The following is a 20,644-nucleotide window of genomic DNA, read 5'->3' as shown; positions in this document are numbered from 1 at the left end:
TTCCTTTTGTTTAAATAGGTTTGTTGAGTTGACTGTAAAAAAATCAGATGGAGAGTTCGTTGAGCATCACGATTTCAAGATGGTCGGTCTTGCCCTCGATGGCTTTGACGAATGCCTGAAAATGCTCGCTGGCATTGTGTTCGTCCACTGCCGCTTGCGATTTCCAGCTTTCGACAAACACGAAGCGGTTGGGATTTTGGATGTCCTGATGCAAATCATAGCTGTTATTCCCCGCTTCCGCACGGCTGGCTTGAACCAACTGCGCGAATCGGTCAAACAATGTTTCGCGATGTTCGGGTTTCACGGTAATCAGCGCAACAATCTTGACGGTTGACATTCAACTTCTCCTGTATTGGTTTTCAGACGGCCTCAAGTATTTTTAACAAGCCGTCTGAAAAAAGTACGGCATTAAATTTTCAGAATCCGTTCGCCGCGGCCTATGCCGGCTGCGCCTGTGCGCACGGTTTCCAAAATCTGCGCGCGCCCTACGGTTTCCAAGAAAGAATCCAATTTATCGCTCGAACCGGTGACTTCGATGGTGTAGCTGCGGTCGGTTACGTCAATGACATGGCCGCGGTAAATCTCGGTCAGACGCAGAAATTCGTCGCGGTCTTTACCCGCCGCACGCACTTTCACCAGCATCAGTTCGCGTTCGACAAACCGGCTTTCGTTCAAATCGACGACTTTGATGACCTCCACCAATTTGTTGAGCTGCTTGGTAATCTGCTCAATCACGCTTTCATCGCCATGCGTCACAATGGTCATGCGCGACAAGGTTTGGTCTTCGGTGGCGGCCACCGACAATGAATCGATGTTGTAGTCGCGCGCCGAAAACAGGCCGACCACACGGCTCATCGCGCCCGATTCGTTTTCCATCAGAATGGACAAAATGTGTCTCATGGCACGCTCCTTGTATCGTAATCACGGTCGTTGACATCGTTCACATCGCTGTCGGCTTTGGTTTCGCGCATATGTGCCGGCAGCACCATTTCGTCGAGGCCTTTGCCGTTGCCCACCATCGGAAACACGTTCTGTTTCTTATCGGTAATGAAATCCATGAATACCAAGCGGCCTTCGCGGTTATGCTGCAACGCTTCGCGCAGCGCACCTTCCACTTCAGACGGCCTGGTCACGCGGATACCGACGTGGCCGTAGGCTTCTGCCAGCTTCACGAAATCCGGCAGCGAGTCGAAATAGGTTTCCGATTCGCGGTTGCTGTAATACAGCTCCTGCCATTGGCGAACCATGCCCAAATAGCCGTTGTTCAACGTGACCACTGTCAGCGGGATTTTATATTGGAAGCAGGTGGACAGTTCCTGGATATTCATCTGGATCGAACCTTCGCCCGTGATACAGAAAACATCCTGCTCCGGCGCAGCCAGTTTCGCCCCCATCGCATAAGGCAGGCCGACACCCATCGTGCCTAAACCTCCGGAATTCAACCATTGGCGCGGACGCTCGAACGGATAATATTGAGCGGCAAACATTTGGTGCTGGCCGACATCGGAGGTAATGATGGCCGAATTGCCGGTAATTTCCGCCAATTTTTTCACCACAAACTGCGGCTTGATGGTTTCTTCGTCCTGCTCGAACCACAAACAGTCGCGGCTGCGCCATGATTCGATGTTTTTCCACCATTTGTCCAAATGTTCGCGGCTTGGTACAGACTGCTGTTTGTTCACCAAGCAAACCATTTCGGCCAATACGTTTTTCACGTCGCCCACAATCGGAATATCGACTTTGACGCGCTTAGCGATGCTCGACGGATCCACATCGACATGAATGATTTTTTTCGGTTTTTCCAAGAATTTAGACGGAACGGACACCACACGGTCGTCAAACCGCGCGCCGACCGCCAGCACCACATCCGCATCCTGCATGGCCAAATTGGCCTCGTAAGTACCGTGCATCCCCAGCATACCCAGATATTGGCGGTCGCTGGACGGAAATGCACCCAAACCCATCAGCGTGCCGACACAGGGTGCGCCGGTTGCATGAACAAAATCAATCAATTCCCGACTGGCATTGCCCAAGACGATACCGCCGCCGAAATAAACAATCGGCCGCTTGGCAGAAGCAAACAGTTGTACGGCTTTTTTAATCTGGCCGGTATGACCCTGCACGACAGGCTGATAGGAACGGATAAAAATATCTTCCTGCGGATAGCTGAATTTCGCCATCGCCTGGGTGACATCCTTCGGTACATCGACCACAACAGGCCCCGGACGGCCGCTGGCGGCAATTTGGAAGGCTTTTTTGATGGTCGGAGCCAAGTCGTTGATGTCCGTTACCAAGAAATTGTGTTTGACACACGGTCGGGTAATGCCCACCGTATCCACTTCTTGGAACGCATCGGTACCGATAGACGGCGTACCCACCTGACCGGTAATGACCACCAGCGGAATGGAATCCGAATAGGCAGTCGCAATACCCGTTACCGCATTGGTCGCACCGGGACCCGATGTCACCAATGCTACACCTACTTTGCCACTGGTACGGGCATACGCGTCCGCCGCATGAACGGCCGCCTGTTCGTGGCGGGTCAGGATATGCTTGAATTTATTGAGTTGGAAGATGGCGTCGTAGATTTCGAGAACCGCGCCGCCTGGATAACCGAAAACGTATTCCACGCCTTCGGCCTTAAGACTTTGCACAATGATTTGTGCGCCTGATAATTGCATAACAACCTCTTTTATGGGGCGTTAAACCAATCGGAGCAGAAGCCTCGCCACAGCACCTGTAATGCAAGCCTGCCAAGTAGCGGTTTAGGGTACGCACATTGGCAGGGCACGGCGACAATCAGTCCACCCGAGCAATTGGATTAAGGCTCAGAGTTTATGAAAATGAAGAAGCCCAACGATAACCCAATCTTTGTTTTCAGGCAAGACAAAATCTTTCATCTTTTAACATTATTTTTATTTGATTTAATTACCAATTGTTTTTTATGAAATAAATATTCCCCCATTCGACAGCAGCTGAGATTAACCCGTGGAAATTGTCTACACTTTAACACTGACGTACACCGCCGCTGTACAAACAAAGGCCGTCTGAAAAAAGAATATTTTTTCAGACGGCCTTTGTTTGCAAGATTAATCAGACGACGTCTTTTCAGCCTTATGCATTACCGCCTGAAGCAGTTTTTGCGTATGCGAGAAAACGGTTTTGTCACTCAGCGAAAGCGAATGCTCGCCCCAAATCGCTAAAGCGGCTCCGCGCACTTTTTTCTGTTTGTGCGCTTGCAGAACATTTTGCCTATTGTCGCCATCCCAAATACCCAAATCCCAATTTTTCTCGACATCGCGCACGGCATAATCCGTATCGCCGGAAGAGGCTAAATTCGAATTCGGCACAAAATAAAGATAATAGGAATTGTAGTTCCATACATCGAAACCGGCCTGAATCAATTCGGGCATACTGGCTCTTATTCTGCGGCGTTTGTCACGCTCTCCGCGATCTTGGGCATCACCGTCATAGCTCCAGTAAGTAACTTCGATTCGCCGGTTCAAATCGTCCAGATTCTGCTTGATGAGGCCGTCGTTCCACATTTGTGTTTTCAAACCCTTTCCAGCCAGAAAGCTTGACAAACGATTGACATACGCCACGAATTCGTGATGATTTTCAACGCTGTAACCGAACTCGTCTGCCCCGATATGGAAACGTTTGCTGTGCGGGAATTTGGCAATCACTTCTTCCATCAGTGATTCGACAAAGGCTGCGCTTTGCGGATTGGTGATGTCGATTTCGTCATCCGCCATCTTGGATTTCAGCGACTGCACATATTCGGCTCCGTGACGGTGGGTCAGAAGCGTAAAAATGCCGTCCATGTGGTTCGGGCTGCCCAATTCGGGAATCAACTCGATATTTTTTGCATGAGCATATTGGGCAATCTCCCTTAGCTGCGAATCGCTTAAGAAAAGCTTGCCTGTTTGCGGGTTGCGGTAGCGGCCGTCTGAAATTTCTGCCGACTCTGCTTTTTGATTGAGAATACGGCTCTCCAGACCATAGTTTTCATGATCGGAAAAATGCAGATGCAGAAATCCGCCGCCGCTATCCGCCAAAGTGTCGATATACTGTTTAATGACGTCAACCGAATAATAACGGCGCGCAATGTCCAGCATCAAACCGTTGTGCTTTTTTTGAGAGAACATATCACCTGCATATACTGAAAAGCTGCTACAAGCAGCGGTTGCCGACAAAAAGCAGGCCATCAGCACATAAAGCAGGAATTTTCTCGCCTTATATATTAAAAATAGCAATTGATTTTTCATGATTCAGTTCCGTGGAATAACAAATTCGACAGACGTCCCGGCAACTGAGTGCCTCTCCCGCTTAATGTAAAGATAAAAAACGAAACAAATTGGTATGGTTATGAAATAAAAAACGGCCGCATTTTTATGCGACCGTTCCATGAATTTGGTGCCCAGGGTCGGACTCGAACCGACACACCTTGCGGCGGGGGATTTTGAGTCCCCTGCGTCTACCAATTTCGCCACCTGGGCGGTGAAGAAGTCGCTATTATAGCCAGCCCAAAAATCTTGTAAAGTGTTTTGACGATTCCGACCGCATTTGCCGCTACAATATCTTGATTCGGAATAAAATTATATTTTCAAAATCCCAGTTTGGCTTTGCGGACCCGATTCAGACTCTTCACCTGAATCAAAGTTTGGCCGGTTTTTGACAAAATCAGCAATAAATCACTACATTTCAATTCATAAAAGCGTTAAGATAAGCCATTCTTTTTTTGAACCGACCTTAGATCAAATCTCGGAGAATACCATGCAAGTCACAACCAAAAACTTCGTACTCAGCGTTTTCGCCTTAGCCGTTCTGGCTGCGTGCCAACCCAAAGAAGAAGCCGCCTCCAAAGCGCCTGATGTCCCTGCCTCTACCGCCCAAACCCCTGCGGCGGCAACGGCGAAAAAAGCCGCCGTACCCGGTCAAATCAATGGCACGGATATGCGAAAAGAAGACATCGGCGGCGATTTCGAAATGACCGACGGCAACGGTAAACCCTTCAAATTAAGCGATTTGAAAGGCAATGTCGTGGTACTCTCGTTCGGCTACACCCACTGCCCCGACGTCTGCCCGACCGAACTGCTGACTTACAGCGATACCCTGAAACAGTTGGGCGATGATGCGAAAAACGTGAAAGTCGTGTTTGCCAGCGTTGATCCCGAGCGCGATACGCCGGAGCTGATCGGCAAATACGCCAAGCAGTTCAACCCTGACTTTATCGGGATTACCGCCGTCGAGGGCCAGGCCTTGCCGGTCATCAAGCAGCAATACCGCGTGGTTTCGGCCAAAGTCAACCAAAAAGAAGACAGCGCCAACTATTTGGTTGACCACACTTCCGGAGCTTATCTGATTGACAAAAACGGCGAAGTGGCGATTTTCTCGCCTTACGGCAGCGAGCCGGATGCGATTGCCGCCGATATCCGTACCTTATTATAAAAACAATGCCGTCTGAAAAATGACTTTTGCTTTTCAGACGGCCTTTCATTACCCGCACATCTTCCGCAGAGCATAATCCATATGAGCGACAATACTTTGACCATCGCCCTTTCCAAAGGCCGCATTTTTGAAGAAACCCTTCCCCTGTTGGCAGCCGCCGGCATTGTGCCGTCTGAAAATCCCGAGCAGTCGCGCAAACTCATTATCGGCACTAATCACGACAACATCCGTTTGGTGATTGTGCGCGCCACCGATGTGCCGACTTACGTCCAATACGGCGCGGCGGATTTCGGCATTGCCGGCAAAGACGTTTTGATCGAACACGGCGGCGACGGTCTGTATCAGCCGCTCGATTTGCAGATTGCCAAATGCCGCATGATGGTGGCCGTGCGCAAAGGTTTCGATTACGAAGCCGTTTCCCAACCCGGCAGCCGCCTGCGTATCGCCACCAAATACCCGAATATCGCCGCCGAGCATTTCGCCGCCAAAGGCGTGCATGTGGACATCATCAAGCTGTACGGTTCGATGGAACTCGCGCCGCTGGTCGGTTTGAGCGATGCCATCGTCGATCTGGTTTCCACAGGCGGCACGCTCAAGGCCAACAATTTGGAAGCGGTGGAACACATCGCCGACATTTCCAGCCGCCTGGTGGTGAACAAAGCCGCGCTGAAAGTGAAACATACGCTGATTCAACCGGTTATCGACGCATTCGCCAGCGTGGCAGGGCAAGCCGTCTGAAACGGCGGACTCTAAAAAATTTCAGACGGCCTGAGACCATTGTAAAACTCAAAACTAAGGTTAAATTTGAAAATCTTCGGATTTTCAAAGGCCTTGGTCTTCAGTCGCCAGCCACCGAATAAATACATCACGAGAAACCCCATGACCACCATCTCCGACAAAAAACTCGCCGTCTTGATTGATGCCGACAACGCCCCCGCCGACATCGTCGACCGCCTTTTGGAAGAAATCGCCAAATACGGCATCGCCAGCGTCAAACGCATTTACGGCGACTGGAGCCACGGCCTGAACAAATGGAAGGCCGCGCTGCTGCCGCACGCCATTGTCCCCGTGCAGCAGTTTGCCTACACCAAAGGCAAAAACGCCACCGACATGGCTTTGGTCCTCGACGCGATGGATTTGCTCTACAGCGGCAATTTCGACGGCTTCTGCCTCGTTTCCAGCGATTCCGACTTTACCCGTCTGGCCAGCCGCCTGCGCGAAAGCGGGCTGACCGTTTACGGTTTCGGCGAAAAGAAAACGCCCGAAGCCTTCCGCAAAGCCTGCGACAAATTCGTGTACACCGAAATCTTCCGCCCCGAAAAACCGTCGTCCGGCACACACAAAAACGGCGGCAAAACCAAACCTTCGGCCGACAGCAGCGGCAGCGAAACCGACGCGCTCAAGCTCATCAAACGCGCTGTGCGCGAAAACGCCGACGATTTGGGCTGGGCCAACCTCGGCCCCATCGGCAGCTACATCAACAAAACCAACCCCGATTTCGACCCGCGCCTGTACGGTTTCGCCAAACTTTCCGAACTCATCAAATCCTTCGATATTTTCGAACACCGCACCGACAACAACCAGCTCCAAGTGCGCCGCAACGACAAAAACGGCAGGCCGTCTGAAAAAGAAAGCAAGCCAGCCGATACCGCCGTACAAACCGAAACCGCCGTTCAGACGGCCTCAGGCGGCAATAAACCGCAAAACGGAGCCGCCGACGGCAAACCCGCAGGCCGCAACCGCAAACGTGCGGAACGCCAACCCGAAACCGCAGCCACAACACAGGACGCGCAGGACAGGCCGTCTGAAAACGGAAAAAACAGCTTACAGCCGGATACGGAAACCGCCGCCCGGCCTGTCCAGCCGGAAACCATTCCCGCACCTGCCGACAAATCCGCCAAAACCAAAAACGGCAAACCCAAATTCAGCCGCGTGATTCCGCTCGTGCAGCAGGCCGTCGATGCCGCCGCCGATGCCGACGGCTGGGCGCGCCTGAGCGACGTTTTGAAACAGCTCGCCGCACAAATCAACCCGCACGACTACGGTTACGACACCGACCGCGCCTTGGTGCACGCCATTTACAGCGACTGGCTGGAAATCAAGAAAGTCGGACGCGGCGAGCGGGTGAAAGTGAACAAACGGTTTGTGAGCAAGGATTAAATATTTTCAGACGGCCTCTTATTGTTTCTGGATGTTGAGGCCGTCTGAAAACCAAACTTCAAAATAAGGCAACATCAGATTAAAGAGCTTTAACTGGCTCATTTAACTCGTCAAAGGGAACGGCACTGTGTTTTCAACCGCTGTCTGCGAGCAGATTAAATACTATATTTATTGCTTGGTTGATCCGAGAGACAACAATATTTTTTATGTCGGAAAAGGTATGGGAAACCGTGTATTCCACCATGCCCGATGTGCTTTAACGGAGCCGGCCCAAATAAGCGACAAATTGGATTTGATTCGGGAAATTTACTCCGAATGCCAAACCCCACCGAACTATTATATTTTGCGGCACGGCATTGAAGATGAACGATCGGCTTTGCAATATGAAGCAACCGCTATTGATTTGCTATCGTTGGTTAAGCCCGGGCAGAAGCCGTTAACCAATATACAGGGGGGCACTCATTCATCGACAAAAGGTTTGATGGATTTAGCGGAAATTAAACGGATTTATGCCCCTGAAGAGTTAAAAACCGCTTTGCCTGTTATGTTGATTACCATCAATCAGGAATATGACAGGCTGAAAAAGCAAATTAAAGCAGGTGAAATTTCTGATACTGAACGGGATAACGAAATTTACAAACGAACCCGAGCCGCTTGGAAAACGGGTATCCGCAGAAATCAGGTAAAATATGCCGTGGCAGTTTATCGTGGGTGGTCGGTTGCGGCCTACCGCATTCATCATTGGATGCCGTCTGAAATAAAAGGTCGCTGGGAATTCGACGGTACAGCTTTACTCAAAGACTCGGCAGAATATAAAGAACTGGTACATAAAATTACCTACCCTTCAATAGAAAATTACAAAGCACCACAAAATCCGATTCAGTATTTAAATTGTTAAATAAACCAAAGTAAAATCGTTCTATATTGCTTATTAATGAAAAGTTAAAGCCATGAAACACCTTTCCACCCAATCCCCCGACTTCCAATCCGAACTCAAAGTCCTGCTTGCTTTTGAAACCGCGCAAGACCCGAAAATCGACCAGATTGTCGCCGACATCTGCGCCGACGTGCAAAAGCGCGGCGATGCGGCCTTGGTTGAATACACCAACAAATTCGACGGCACGGCTGCGCAGTCCATCGGTGATTTGGTGCTGACCCAAGCCGATTTGCAAAACGCGTTCGAGCGCATTCCCGAAAATGTTCAGACGGCCTTGAAAACGGCGGCGGCGCGGGTGGAGAGCTACCACCAACGCCAAAAAATGGAGTCGTGGAGCTATACCGACGAAGACGGCACGCTGCTCGGCCAGCAGATTACCGCGCTCGACTGCGTGGGGATTTATGTGCCCGGTGGCAAGGCGGCGTATCCGAGTTCGGTCATCATGAACGCCATGCCCGCGCATGTGGCCGGTGTGAAGGAAATCATCATGGTGGTGCCGACACCGAAAGGCGAGCGCAACGATATTGTGTTGGCGGCGGCTTATGTGGCGGGCGTAACCAAAGTATTCACCGTCGGTGGCGCGCAGGCGGTGGCGGCCTTGGCCTACGGCACCGAAACCGTGCCGCAGGTGGACAAAATCACAGGGCCGGGCAATGCGTTCGTCGCCGCCGCCAAACGCCGCGTGTTCGGCGTGGTGGGCATCGACATGGTGGCGGGGCCGTCTGAAATTCTGGTGATTGCCGACGGCAGCACACCCGCCGATTGGGTGGCGATGGATTTGTTCAGTCAGGCCGAACACGACGAAATCGCGCAGGCCATTCTGATTGCCACGTCGCAAGCCTATCTTGACGACGTTCAGACGGCCATGAACAGATTGATGGACGAGATGCCGCGCCGCGCCATCATCGAAGCCAGCTTGGGCAACCGCGGCGCGATGATTTTGGCGGAAGACTTGGACGAAGCCTGCGAAATCGCCAACTATATCGCGCCGGAACATCTTGAATTGTCGGTGGAAAATCCGCAGGAATGGGCGAAAAAAATCCGCCACGCGGGGGCGATTTTCATGGGTAAATACACCAGCGAGAGCTTGGGCGACTACTGCGCCGGACCGAACCACGTTCTGCCGACCAGCCGCACCGCCCGTTTCTCGTCGCCGCTGGGTACTTACGACTTCCAAAAACGCTCGAGCCTGATTCAGGTTTCCGAAGCCGGTGCGCAAAAGCTGGGCAAAACCGCCAGCGTATTGGCGCACGGAGAAAGCCTGACCGCCCACGCGCGCGCGGCGGAAATGCGTTTGGAAGATTAAACCGTATGGTTTGAACGGATCAGGCCGTCTGAAAAATATTTTTCAGACGGCCTGATAACTGTGCAAAACCCGAACATATTCAAAAACGCTCATCCATCATCGGCTGCGTAACTCCACTGCGCCAATTGATGAAGAGCATAGGTTTTCAGGTTTGAACCGGGTTTTGCAAAAAAAACCGGCCTTGCCTGCTACGCTGATTTCTTGTGCGAAAAAGTGATTTTCCGTAGAATATTTTTCAGGCAAAATATTGTATTTTAAGGATAAGTTTATGGAAAACAGTGAAAAAACCCGTGCGTTTGCAAAGCTCTTGGTGCTGATGCTGGTTCTTGTGCTGCTGTGTGTCGGGGCGTTTGTGATATTCGGCAACATGGGTTCGGTTCCTGCATAAATAGAAAAGAACAGGCCGTCTGAAAATTCATTTTTCAGACGGCCTTGTTTATTATTGAATATCCAGCGGTACGCGCCATTGCGGCGCGGGATAAGCTTCATCCAAAGCCGCGTATTGCGCCGCCGACAAACGGATGTTCAAACAATCAACCAGTTCCTTCATGTGTGCCGTTTTGCCGGTTCGCGGAATTGATACCATATTTTCTTGCGCTAAGGTAAAACACAGCAATACCTGATACACGCTGATGTCGAGTTCGCCCGCCACTTGGCGTACCGCCGGATGATGCAGCAAGTCATCCTGCAAATCACCGGCCTGCGCCAGCGGACAATAGGCAATGGTGGAAATCGCACGCTCATCCTGCCACGGCTTCAGGGCAAATTCGATGCCGCGCGAACCCAGATGATAGAGCACCTGGTTGGTTTCGCAGTTGGTGCCGCCGGCATCGTGCAGTTCCTGCATGTCTTCCAAATCGAAGTTCGACACGCCCCATGCTTTGATTTTGCCTTTTTGAACCATGTCCTCCATCAGTTCGACCGTCTCGTCCAAAGGCGTCGCACCGCGCCAGTGATACAGATACATGTCGAGATAATCGGTTTGCAGCCGACGCAACGAAGCATCCAAGCTGCGCTCCAGATTGCGGCGGCCGGCATTGCCCGGCAGCACTTTGGAAATCAAATAAATATCGTCGCGCGCAAACGGCTGAACTGCTTCGCCGACCAAATTTTCCGAACGGCCGTTGCCGTACATTTCGGCGGTATCGATAATCGACACGCCGTGTTCCAACCCGTACCGCAATGCGGCTATTTCTTCCTGACGCCTCGACGCATCATCGCCGAGATACCATGTTCCCATGCCTAATTTGCCGTGATTCAGCAGTCGGTTTCGTGCCATAACGATTCTCCGGTTTGAATGATTGAGGGTATTTTAGACCTGTTTTTCCCGATACGCCTTAAAAACCAGCCGCCCCTTCTCAGCCGTCCTCAAGCCATGCCTTTTCTTAAGATATTATTTTATATCATCATTTATTAGTTATTATGGCTTACTGAATTAGCCTTACAAGTGAAAAAATCTTTCGGTATGTGACAAAACTCCGCCCATTCCTGTTAAAATCCCAAAGATTTTATTTATTTATCCATTTGAATATTTTTAACTTCCGAATCCGTTTTCAGACGGCCTGCTGCAATACCAATTTCCCATTCATAATAAAAACAAGAGATTAACTGCTGATTTTTTTGACGGTTCGGTTCATTTGGTTCTGAATAAAATCTGTCGTCATCAAAGATACCGATGTCGGCGGCCGTATGCCGTGCCGCCGGCTTACCCGTTTTTTAACCTAGCTAAGAAGTCACGCATCTCTATGATCAAGATAAAAAAAGGCTTAGACCTGCCCATTGCAGGCCGACCGGAGCAAACCATCTATGATGGTCCGGCCATTACCGAAGTCGCGTTGCTTGGCGAAGAGTATGTCGGCATGCGCCCCTCGATGAAAGTCAAGGAAGGCGATACCGTCAAAAAAGGCCAAGTATTGTTTGAAGACAAGAAAAATCCGGGGGTGGTGTTTACCGCCCCGGCTTCAGGCACCGTCACGGCAATCAACCGTGGCGAGAAACGCGTGTTGCAATCCGTGGTGATTTCCGTTGAAGGTAGCGATGAAATCACCTTTGAGCAATATTCCGCCGAAGCATTATCCGGCCTCAGCAGCGAGCAGGTACGCGCCAACCTGATCCAATCAGGCTTATGGACAGCCCTGCGTACCCGCCCGTTCAGCAAAACGCCTGCGGTTGATGCCAACCCTGCGGCGATTTTTGTGAACGCCATGGACACCAATCCGCTGGCCGCTGATCCGACGCTGGTTATCGCCGAAAAAGCCGCCGACTTTACCAACGGCCTGCGCGTATTGAGCCGCCTGACCGAGCGTACCGTACATGTGTGCAAGGCAGCCGGTGCCGATGTGCCGTCTGAAAGCGCGGCCAATATCGCCGTACACGAATTCGACGGCCCGCATCCGGCCGGTTTGAGCGGCACGCATATCCATTTCATCGAGCCTGTCGGTGCAAACAAAACCGTTTGGACCATCAACTACCAAGACGTGATTGCCATCGGCCAACTGTTTACCACAGGCCGTCTGAACACCGAACGCGTAATCGCTTTGGGTGGCTCGCAAGTCAATAAACCGCGTCTGCTGCGTACCGTTTTGGGTGCCAACCTTTCCCAGCTTACCGCCGGTGAATTGGCGGAGGGGGACAACCGCGTGATTTCCGGTTCGGTCTTGAACGGCAGCATAGCCGCCGGCCCGCATAATTATCTGGGCCGCTATCACAATCAAGTGTCGGTTTTGAAAGAAGGACGTGACAAAGAGTTTTTCGGCTGGATTGCGCCGCAGCCTGAAAAATACACCATTACCCGCACTACGCTCGGCCATTTCCTCAAAAGCAAACTCTTCAAGTTCAGCACCTCTGTCAACGGCGGCGACCGCGCCATGGTTCCGATCGGTACCTACGAACGCATCATGCCGCTCGATATTCTGCCGACCTTGCTGCTGCGCGACTTGATTGTCGGCGATACCGACAGTGCGCAAGCTTTGGGCTGTCTGGAACTGGACGAAGAAGACCTGGCATTGTGCAGCTTCGTTTGCCCGGGCAAATACGAATACGGCCCGCTGTTGCGTAAAGTGCTGGATACTATTGAGAAAGAAGGCTGATTATGGGCTTGAAACATTTTTTAGAAAAAATCGAACCGCATTTTCTGCCGGGCGGCAAACATGAAAAGTGGTATGCCCTGTATGAAGCGGCGGCAACGATTTTCTACACGCAAGGCGCAGTAACGCGCAAAGCGGCACACGTCCGCGATGCGCTCGACTCCAAACGCATGATGATTATGGTATGGCTGGCACTTTTCCCTGCCATGTTCTACGGCATGTACAACGTCGGTGCACAGGCATTTGCTGTATTGACGCCTGAATTATTGCAACAAAGCATCGCCAATGATTGGCACTATGCCTTGGCCAATGCCTTGGGCATCAACATGTCTGCCGATGCAGGCTGGTTGAGCAAAATGCTCTTCGGCGCGGTTTTCTTTGTGCCGATTTACGCCACCGTGTTTATCGTCGGCGGCTTTTGGGAAGTCTTGTTTGCCACGGTGCGCAAGCATGAAATCAACGAAGGCTTCTTCGTGACTTCGATTCTGTTTGCCTTAATCGTTCCCCCTACCCTGCCGTTGTGGCAGGCTGCCTTGGGTATTACCTTCGGCGTGGTGGTCGCGAAAGAAGTATTCGGCGGCACGGGCAAAAACTTCATGAACCCGGCGCTGGCAGGCCGTGCATTCTTGTTCTTTGCTTATCCTGCCAACATCAGCGGCGATACCGTTTGGACGGCTGTTGACGGCTATTCAGGCGCAACTGCTTTGGCACAATGGGCTTCAGACGGCATGGCAGGCGTGAAAAACGCAGCCACCGGCCAACCGATTACCTGGATGGATGCCTTTATCGGCAATATGCCGGGGTCGGTCGGCGAAGTATCGACGCTCGCGCTGATTATCGGCGGCCTGTTTATCGTGTTTGCCCGTATTGCCTCTTGGCGCATTATCGCCGGTGTGATGATCGGTATGATTGCGACTTCATTGCTGTTTAATGCCATCGGCTCCGATACCAATCCTATGTTTGCCATGCCTTGGTATTGGCATCTGGTATTGGGCGGTTTTGCCATCGGTATGCTGTTTATGGCAACCGACCCGGTTTCCGCTTCATTTACCAATACCGGCAAATGGTGGTACGGCGCATTAATCGGTGTGATGGCGGTGTTAATCCGCGTGGTTAATCCTGCCTATCCGGAAGGCATGATGTTGGCGATTCTGTTTGCCAACCTGTTTGCCCCGATTTTCGATTATTTTGTCGCACAAGCGAACATCAAACGCAGAAAGGCGCGCACCAATGGCTAAATTCAATAAAGACAGCTTCGGCGGCACATTGGCCGTCGTGATTGTGGTGAGCTTGGTTTGTTCTGTCGTCGTAGCCGGTTCTGCCGTCGGCCTCAAGCCGATTCAGGTCGAACAAAAAGCCAAAGACAAACAAAGCTACATCTTAAGCGTAGCCGGTTTGCTCGATGAGAAAACCGATATTGCCAAAACCTATTCGGAAAGAATCGAGCCGCGCATCATCGATTTGGCAACCGGCGAATATGTTGAGAACCCGCCTGCAGGTTTTGATGCCCGGGTTGCTGCCAAAGATCCGCAGCAAAACGTGCGTATCCCGCCGGAAGACGATCTGGCCGACATCAAAACCCGCGCCAAACTGGCTGATGTTTATCTCGTCAAGGGCGAAGGCGGCAAAGTGGAACAAATCGTTCTGCCTATGCACGGCAATGGTCTGTGGTCGGTTATGTACGGTTTTGTTTCCGTGAAACCCGACGGCAATACCATCAACGGCATTACCTATTACGAGCAAGGCGAAACTCCCGGCTTGGGCGGTGAAATCGCCAATCCGTTGTGGCAGCAGAAATTTGTCGGTAAAAAACTCTACAATGAACAAGACCAACTCGCCATCCGCGTAGGAAAGGGTGCCGGTGCCGATTCCGCCCACGGTGTAGATGGGCTGTCGGGTGCCACCCTGACCACCAAAGGCGTACAAGGTTCGTTTAACTATTGGTTTGGCGAAAACGGCTACAAGCCTTACCTGGCCAAACTGAAAGCAGGAGCACAATAATGGCTGATACCAAACGCTTGAAACATCTGATGTTTTCGCCATTCATCGACAACAACCCGATTGCTTTGCAAGTATTGGGCATTTGTTCGGCGCTGGCTGTGACCACGAAACTCGAAACGGCCATTGTAATGGGGGTTTCCGTTGCCCTCGTTACGGCATTTTCCAGCTTTTTTATCTCGTTGGTCCGCAACTATATTCCCAACAGCATCCGCATTATCGTACAAATGGCAATCATCGCCTCGCTGGTCACGCTGGTTGACCAGCTGCTGCAGGCATTTGCTTACGAACTTTCCAAACAATTATCGGTGTTCGTCGGCCTGATTATTACCAACTGTATCGTTATGGGACGTGCCGAAGCATTTGCCATGAAAGAGCCGCCTTTGGAAAGCTTTGTCGACGGTTTGGGCAACGGTTTGGGCTACGGTCTGATTTTGGTTGTGGTCGCTACTCTGCGCGAACTGATAGGCTCAGGCAAACTGTTCGGCATGACCGTCTTCCAAACCGTTCAAGACGGCGGTTGGTATCAGGCAAACGGCCTTTTCCTGCTGGCACCGAGCGCATTCTTTATCATCGGTTTTCTGGTATGGGCTTTGCGCACTTGGAAACCCGAACAGGTGGAGAAATAATTCATGGAACATTATCTGAGTTTATTCATCAAGTCCGTATTCATTGAGAATATGGCACTCTCGTTCTTCCTTGGCATGTGTACTTTTTTGGCAGTATCCAAAAAAGTATCCACCGCTTTCGGTTTGGGTATTGCCGTGACATTCGTATTGGGCCTGTCCGTTCCCGCAAACCAACTGGTTTATACGCTCTTGAAAGAAAGCGCATTAGTCGAAGGCGTTGACCTTACCTTTCTGAAGTTCATCACCTTTATCGGCGTGATTGCCGCTTTGGTACAGATTTTGGAAATGATTTTGGACAAATTCTTCCCTGCCCTTTACAACGCACTCGGCATTTTCCTGCCGCTGATTACCGTAAACTGCGCCATCTTCGGCGGCGTGTCCTTTATGGTGCAGCGTGAATATAACTTTACCGAATCCATCGTTTACGGCTTCGGCGCAGGTTTGGGCTGGATGCTGGCGATTGTCGCATTGGCCGGCATTACCGAAAAAATGAAATATTCCGATACCCCGAAAGGCCTGAAAGGTTTGGGAATTACGTTCATTTCAGCCGGTCTGATGGCTTTGGCGTTTATGTCGTTCTCCGGCATTCAATTATAAGGAAAACATTACATGGAAATTATTTTAGGTATTGTGATGTTTACCGTCATCGTTTTGGTACTGGCACTGATGATTCTGTTTGCCAAATCAAAACTGGTTAACGAAGGCGACATCACCATCAAAATCAATGGCGAAAAAGAGCTGACCATGCCGGCAGGCGGTAAACTTTTGGGTGCTTTGGCCAACGAAGGCATCTTCATCCCTTCCGCCTGCGGCGGCGGCGGTTCATGCGGCCAATGCCGTGTTATCGTCAACAGCGGCGGCGGCGACATTCTGCCTACCGAGTTATCCCATATCAGCAAACGCGAAGCCCGCGAAGGCTGCCGCCTGTCTTGTCAGGTCAACGTCAAAGCCGATATGGATATTGAAGTGCCCGAAGAAGTATTCGGTGTGAAAAAATGGGAATGCACCGTTATCTCCAACGATAACAAAGCCACGTTCATTAAAGAACTGAAACTGGCCATTCCCGAAGGCGAAGAAGTCCCCTTCCGTGCCGGCGGCTACATCCAAATCGATGCCCCGCCGCACACCGTGGCCTACAAAGACTTCGATATTCCCGAGGAATACCACGAAGATTGGGACAAACACGACTTATGGCGTTATGTTTCCAAAGTGGACGAACCGATTCTGCGCGCCTACTCAATGGCCTCCTATCCGGAAGAAAAAGGCATCATCATGCTGAACGTGCGTATCGCCACACCTCCTCCGCGCCAGCCTGACGTACCGCCGGGTCAGATGTCGTCTTACATCTGGTCGCTGAAACCGGGTGACAAAGTCACAATTTCCGGCCCGTTCGGTGAATTCTTTGCCAAAGACACCGATGCCGAAATGGTGTTTATCGGCGGCGGTGCGGGTATGGCACCGATGCGTTCGCATATTTTCGACCAGTTACGCCGTCTGAAATCCAAACGCAAAATCTCGTTCTGGTACGGCGCACGTTCGAAACGTGAAATGTTCTACGTGGAAGACTTCGACGAACTGGCCGCGGAAAACGACAATTTCGAATGGCACGTCGCCCTTTCCGACCCGTTGCCGGAAGACAACTGGGACGGTTACACAGGCTTCATTCACAATGTCTTGTATGAAAACTACCTGAAAAACCACGAAGCTCCCGAAGATTGCGAATTCTATATGTGCGGCCCGCCGGTGATGAACCAAGCCGTCATCAAAATGCTCAAAGATTTGGGCGTGGAAGACGAAAACATCCTGTTGGACGACTTCGGCGGCTAAACGGTAAAAAAGGAAGAAACCCCGGTTTCTTCCTTTTTTCTTGGCCGCATTCGGCTACGGCATTGATATTCGGTTTGCCGTCATCCGCTGCGCCAACCCGTTCCCCGGATCCACCCTATTCCGTATCTCAAAAACAAGGCCGTCTGAAAAATAAGTTTCAGACGGCCTGCCTCATTTAAACATCTTGTCACCGAACGAAAACACCGCCAAACCCAAAGCCATCACGCCCAAACCGATGAGTTTCGGCAGGCTGATTTCCCTAGCCGCCATACCGATCAAACCGAAATGGTCAATCACCGCCGCCGCTGCCAATTGCCCCACAATAATCACAAACAGCATATTGGCAATCCCTAATTTAGGCGCAAGCAATACCGTGGTAAACACAAACATCGCCCCCAGCAAACCGCCGCTCAATTTCCACAGCGGCTGCTGCCCCAAACCCGCCAGATTACCGAACAAATCCGTTTTCGCCCATGCAATGAAAAACAGCGCAACCGTACCGACCGCAAACGAAATAAACGTTGCAATAAAAGGCTCGCCGCTCATCGCTTTAGCCAATTGCGTATTAATCGCCGACTGCGTTGCCAACGCCATACCGGCCACCAAAGCCAATAACATATAAACCGCAAACATGTATATTCATCTCCTGCGAAATTCAGACGGCCTCAAAATATTGAAGGCCGTCTGAAAACCATATTTCCATTCCGCCTGCCGTCTGAAAATCCGTTATTGTACGCCCATACCGTCCGCTTGGGTAAAGCGCGCCAGCCCTCTCCTGTTTTACGTTACAATACGCCGTCTGAAAATTTTTCCGCAAAACCAATGTTCCTGCTTAAGAAATTCCCCCTTCTTCTACTCCTCGGCACCGCGCTGGTTCTCTTGTCTGCATGTCACAAACCAAGCGAAACCGTTACCCTTCAAGGCGAAACCATGGGCACGACTTATACCGTCAAATACCTTTCAGACGGCCTCGATTTACCCAAACCGGAAATCATGCAGACGCAAATCGACGACGTGCTACGGGAGGTAAACCGCCAAATGTCGACCTATCAGCCGGACTCGGAAATCAGCCGATTTAACCGAATGCGCGAAACCAACCGCCCGCTTAAGATTTCCCGAGATTTTGCCGATGTCACCGCCGAAGCCGTACGCTTAAACAAGCTGACCCAAGGTGCATTGGACGTTACCGTCGGCCCACTGGTCAATTTATGGGGCTTCGGGCCGGATAAAGAAATCACATACGCGCCCGGCCAAACCGAAATCGAAAAAGCCGCGCAGGCCGTCGGCATGGATAAAATCGTGTTGGAAAACGGAAAATCCCACACGCTGGCCAAAACCCAAGCCGGTGTTTACTTAGACTTATCCTCCATCGCCAAAGGATTCGGTGTCGACAAGGTATCACAACATCTTGAAAAATCAGGCATTCGGAACTATTTGGTCGAAATAGGCGGCGAGCTGCGCGGCAAAGGCCGCAATGCCTCCGGCGAAGCATGGCGGGTGGGCATTGAACAGCCGAACATGATAGAAGGCAGCGGCACACAGATTATTGTCCCCTTGGACAACCAATCCTTAGCCACATCGGGCGACTACCGAAATTTCCATTTAGATAAAGACGGCAACCGCCTCTCCCACATTATCGATCCGCAGACACGCGCGCCCATCAACCACAAACTGGCCTCCGTCAGCGTGATTACCGATAACGCCACTACTGCCGACGGCCTTTCGACCGGCTTATTTGTTTTGGGAGAAGAAAAAGCCTTGGCACTTGCCGAACAACACGGTTTGGCGGTATTCTTCATCATCTACGACGGCAACGGCTATAAAACCGAAATGTCCAGCGCATTCAAAAAGTTAGTTAATTAATTCAACCTGGGAACCCACATCATGAAAACCATTTTCTTAACCTTCGGCATTTTCCTGCTGGTCATTTTAGGCATGGCACTCGGCTATATTTTCTCCAAACGCTCGATTAAAGGCAGCTGCGGCGGCATCTCCGCCTTGGGCATGGAAAAAATGTGCGATTGCGATACGCCTTGCGACACGCTGCAAAAGAAATTGGATGCCGAAAAAGCAGCCGGCGAAAGCAAAGGCATTGTGGTCGATCACTGATGGTTTGATAAGCAATTAATGTACAACCGCAATAAGATACATAAAACAAATGACGGGGTGGAAACCCCGTCATTTTTTACGCCATCGCCAGGCCGTCTGAAAACCGTTGCGATCCATCCTGCCTCGTTGTTCAGACGGCCCGAGAAGCCGAAAAACTGATTAACGCACAATACCTTCAAGCAGTGGGCACATGAACACAATCCGTCTGCCGATAAAATCCCTCGGCAAACGATAGTGTAAAAATCCGAACCACATTATCTGTCTGCTTCCGAAAGGTGCCATAAGCGTACTTACAGCTTACCCGAACCGCTGACTTCGATCTCAACGCGGCGGTTGGGCTTGAGGCATTCGATTAATTCGTTGCGCGGCAAGGTATTGCCGCATTCCTGTACAGGCCGGCTTTTGCCCAACCCTGAAGCACTCATCACACCCGCTGGTACACCTTGCCCAATCAGGTAACGGCGCACGGTCTCGGCACGTTGGGCAGAGAGCCGGTCGTTATAGGCATCGCTGCCCAAACGGTCGGTATGGCCGGTGATGCGGATGGATTTGAGGCGGTCGAAGCTTTTGACTTTTCCCGCAAACTCATCCAAGCGTGCACGGCCTTCGGCATTCATATCGCTGATACCTGATTTGTCGAAAGCAAACAAGGTATCTGTACCCACGGTATAGCGCTGCATGTCTTCATTTGACTGCACCGGCGGACAGACCACCGTTTCCGGATCGACTGCCTTCCAGAAAAAGCTGCGGGCGTATTTATGCTTGTCGTAAACAATCTTGAATTGGCAGGTGGTGACATTGTCGGTGCCCTCGCCGGGGGTATGGAAATGGAACACATAATCCCATTCGCGCACATTGAACATGCCTTCGTTGAAATGCGGCCGACCCAAGATTTTGTAGAACTGATCTTTGGTCATGCCCGCTTTCACCTGGGCCAACTCGTCGACAGTAGGGAACGTGCCTTTACGGTTGTCAAAAGAAGGAGACACGCGGGTGTAATCGGGAAAAACCGGCTCGCCGTCCCGGATGGTGCCGTCGGACAATACATCGCTTTTGGTGGCACAGGCCGACAACAACGCCGCCAATACGATGCAGGCGCTTGTTTTGAACATTTGATTTTTTTTCATGATTTTATCCTTGT

Annotated in this window: 20 protein-coding genes and 1 tRNA gene; 13 read left to right on the top strand and 8 right to left on the bottom strand. The window is 51.2% G+C overall.

The genetic code is table 11. The annotated features are described in order from the left end of the window. Window positions 1–43 precede the first annotated feature (43 nt). From ACM67E_RS02600 to ACM67E_RS02580, 5 genes are all read right to left on the bottom strand, one after another. Window positions 44–337 (bottom strand): putative quinol monooxygenase, encoded by a 294-nt coding sequence (locus tag ACM67E_RS02600; protein WP_416192077.1) that lies wholly within the window; start codon window positions 335–337, stop codon window positions 44–46. Window positions 338–408: 71 nt separating this feature from the next. Next, entirely contained in the window at window positions 409–900 is a 492-nt protein-coding gene (ilvN, locus tag ACM67E_RS02595) for an acetolactate synthase small subunit (RefSeq protein WP_416192076.1), read from the bottom strand. Then, window positions 897–2,681, bottom strand: a complete 1,785-nt coding sequence (ilvB, locus tag ACM67E_RS02590; protein ID WP_416192075.1) for a biosynthetic-type acetolactate synthase large subunit — start codon at window positions 2,679–2,681, stop codon at window positions 897–899. Before ilvB ends, ilvN begins: the two co-directional genes overlap by 4 nt. Before the next feature lie 408 nt (window positions 2,682–3,089). Next, window positions 3,090–4,148: a family 20 glycosylhydrolase gene (locus tag ACM67E_RS02585; RefSeq protein WP_416192074.1), complete on the bottom strand. Its 1,059-nt coding sequence runs from the start codon at window positions 4,146–4,148 to the stop codon at window positions 3,090–3,092. A 266-nt stretch (window positions 4,149–4,414) separates the two neighbouring features. Continuing rightward, a tRNA-Leu gene (locus ACM67E_RS02580) sits at window positions 4,415–4,499 on the bottom strand. A 277-nt stretch (window positions 4,500–4,776) separates the two neighbouring features. Between ACM67E_RS02580 and ACM67E_RS02575 the strand changes: the two genes are divergently transcribed. From ACM67E_RS02575 to hisD, 5 genes are all read left to right on the top strand, one after another. After that, window positions 4,777–5,451 carry an SCO family protein gene (locus ACM67E_RS02575; protein WP_416192073.1) on the top strand — a complete coding sequence of 225 codons (675 nt, stop codon included), beginning with the start codon at window positions 4,777–4,779 and terminating at the stop codon, window positions 5,449–5,451. Between the two features lie 81 nt (window positions 5,452–5,532). Continuing rightward, window positions 5,533–6,189: an ATP phosphoribosyltransferase gene (gene hisG / locus ACM67E_RS02570; protein WP_416192072.1), complete on the top strand. Its 657-nt coding sequence runs from the start codon at window positions 5,533–5,535 to the stop codon at window positions 6,187–6,189. 141 nt (window positions 6,190–6,330) lie between these two features. Continuing rightward, the gene (locus ACM67E_RS02565; protein WP_416192071.1) at window positions 6,331–7,611 is read left to right on the top strand and encodes an NYN domain-containing protein; all 1,281 of its coding nucleotides are present in this window, start codon (window positions 6,331–6,333) and stop codon (window positions 7,609–7,611) included. A gap of 127 nt (window positions 7,612–7,738) precedes the next feature. Continuing rightward, window positions 7,739–8,509 (top strand): LEM-3-like GIY-YIG domain-containing protein, encoded by a 771-nt coding sequence (locus ACM67E_RS02560; RefSeq protein WP_416192070.1) that lies wholly within the window; start codon window positions 7,739–7,741, stop codon window positions 8,507–8,509. A gap of 52 nt (window positions 8,510–8,561) precedes the next feature. Next, complete coding sequence (gene hisD / locus ACM67E_RS02555) at window positions 8,562–9,854, top strand: histidinol dehydrogenase (protein WP_416192069.1); 1,293 nt, start codon at window positions 8,562–8,564, stop codon at window positions 9,852–9,854. A gap of 439 nt (window positions 9,855–10,293) precedes the next feature. Here the strand turns inward: hisD and ACM67E_RS02550 are convergent, their stop codons facing one another. Then, complete coding sequence (locus ACM67E_RS02550) at window positions 10,294–11,133, bottom strand: aldo/keto reductase (protein WP_416192068.1); 840 nt, start codon at window positions 11,131–11,133, stop codon at window positions 10,294–10,296. Between the two features lie 466 nt (window positions 11,134–11,599). Here ACM67E_RS02550 and ACM67E_RS02545 point away from each other — a divergent pair, with 466 nt between their 5' ends. From ACM67E_RS02545 to nqrF, 6 genes are read left to right on the top strand one after another with little or no spacing between them, the layout of a single operon-like run. Further along, window positions 11,600–12,943, top strand: a complete 1,344-nt coding sequence (locus ACM67E_RS02545; RefSeq protein WP_416192067.1) for a Na(+)-translocating NADH-quinone reductase subunit A — start codon at window positions 11,600–11,602, stop codon at window positions 12,941–12,943. 2 nt (window positions 12,944–12,945) lie between these two features. Next, complete coding sequence (locus ACM67E_RS02540; RefSeq protein WP_416192066.1) at window positions 12,946–14,178, top strand: NADH:ubiquinone reductase (Na(+)-transporting) subunit B; 1,233 nt, start codon at window positions 12,946–12,948, stop codon at window positions 14,176–14,178. Beyond that, entirely contained in the window at window positions 14,171–14,941 is a 771-nt protein-coding gene (locus tag ACM67E_RS02535; protein WP_416192065.1) for a Na(+)-translocating NADH-quinone reductase subunit C, read from the top strand. The genes ACM67E_RS02540 and ACM67E_RS02535 overlap by 8 nt, the downstream gene beginning before the upstream one ends. Then, window positions 14,941–15,567: an NADH:ubiquinone reductase (Na(+)-transporting) subunit D gene (locus ACM67E_RS02530; RefSeq protein ID WP_416192064.1), complete on the top strand. Its 627-nt coding sequence runs from the start codon at window positions 14,941–14,943 to the stop codon at window positions 15,565–15,567. The genes ACM67E_RS02535 and ACM67E_RS02530 overlap by 1 nt, the downstream gene beginning before the upstream one ends. Before the next feature lie 3 nt (window positions 15,568–15,570). Beyond that, on the top strand, window positions 15,571–16,164 hold the full coding sequence (gene nqrE, locus ACM67E_RS02525) for an NADH:ubiquinone reductase (Na(+)-transporting) subunit E (RefSeq protein WP_416192063.1): 594 nt from the start codon (window positions 15,571–15,573) through the stop codon (window positions 16,162–16,164). A gap of 12 nt (window positions 16,165–16,176) precedes the next feature. Then, entirely contained in the window at window positions 16,177–17,394 is a 1,218-nt protein-coding gene (gene nqrF / locus ACM67E_RS02520) for an NADH:ubiquinone reductase (Na(+)-transporting) subunit F (RefSeq protein ID WP_416192062.1), read from the top strand. A 171-nt stretch (window positions 17,395–17,565) separates the two neighbouring features. Here nqrF and ACM67E_RS02515 read toward each other — a convergent pair whose 3' ends face one another. After that, window positions 17,566–18,027, bottom strand: a complete 462-nt coding sequence (locus ACM67E_RS02515; RefSeq protein ID WP_416192061.1) for a DMT family transporter — start codon at window positions 18,025–18,027, stop codon at window positions 17,566–17,568. A gap of 189 nt (window positions 18,028–18,216) precedes the next feature. Between ACM67E_RS02515 and ACM67E_RS02510 the strand changes: the two genes are divergently transcribed. Together ACM67E_RS02510 and nqrM are read left to right on the top strand one after the other, a co-directional pair. After that, window positions 18,217–19,257: an FAD:protein FMN transferase gene (locus ACM67E_RS02510; RefSeq protein ID WP_416192719.1), complete on the top strand. Its 1,041-nt coding sequence runs from the start codon at window positions 18,217–18,219 to the stop codon at window positions 19,255–19,257. A gap of 21 nt (window positions 19,258–19,278) precedes the next feature. Then, the gene (gene nqrM, locus ACM67E_RS02505) at window positions 19,279–19,503 is read left to right on the top strand and encodes a (Na+)-NQR maturation NqrM (protein WP_416192060.1); all 225 of its coding nucleotides are present in this window, start codon (window positions 19,279–19,281) and stop codon (window positions 19,501–19,503) included. 290 nt (window positions 19,504–19,793) lie between these two features. Here nqrM and ACM67E_RS02500 read toward each other — a convergent pair whose 3' ends face one another. Next, window positions 19,794–20,630 (bottom strand): OmpA family protein, encoded by an 837-nt coding sequence (locus ACM67E_RS02500; RefSeq protein ID WP_416192059.1) that lies wholly within the window; start codon window positions 20,628–20,630, stop codon window positions 19,794–19,796. Window positions 20,631–20,644 lie beyond the last annotated feature (14 nt).

Origin of the sequence: Neisseria sp. CCUG12390 (genome assembly GCF_047837985.1) — a bacterium.
Lineage (GTDB): Bacteria > Pseudomonadota > Gammaproteobacteria > Burkholderiales > Neisseriaceae > Neisseria.
This window is presented reverse-complemented; position numbering and strand designations above follow the sequence as displayed.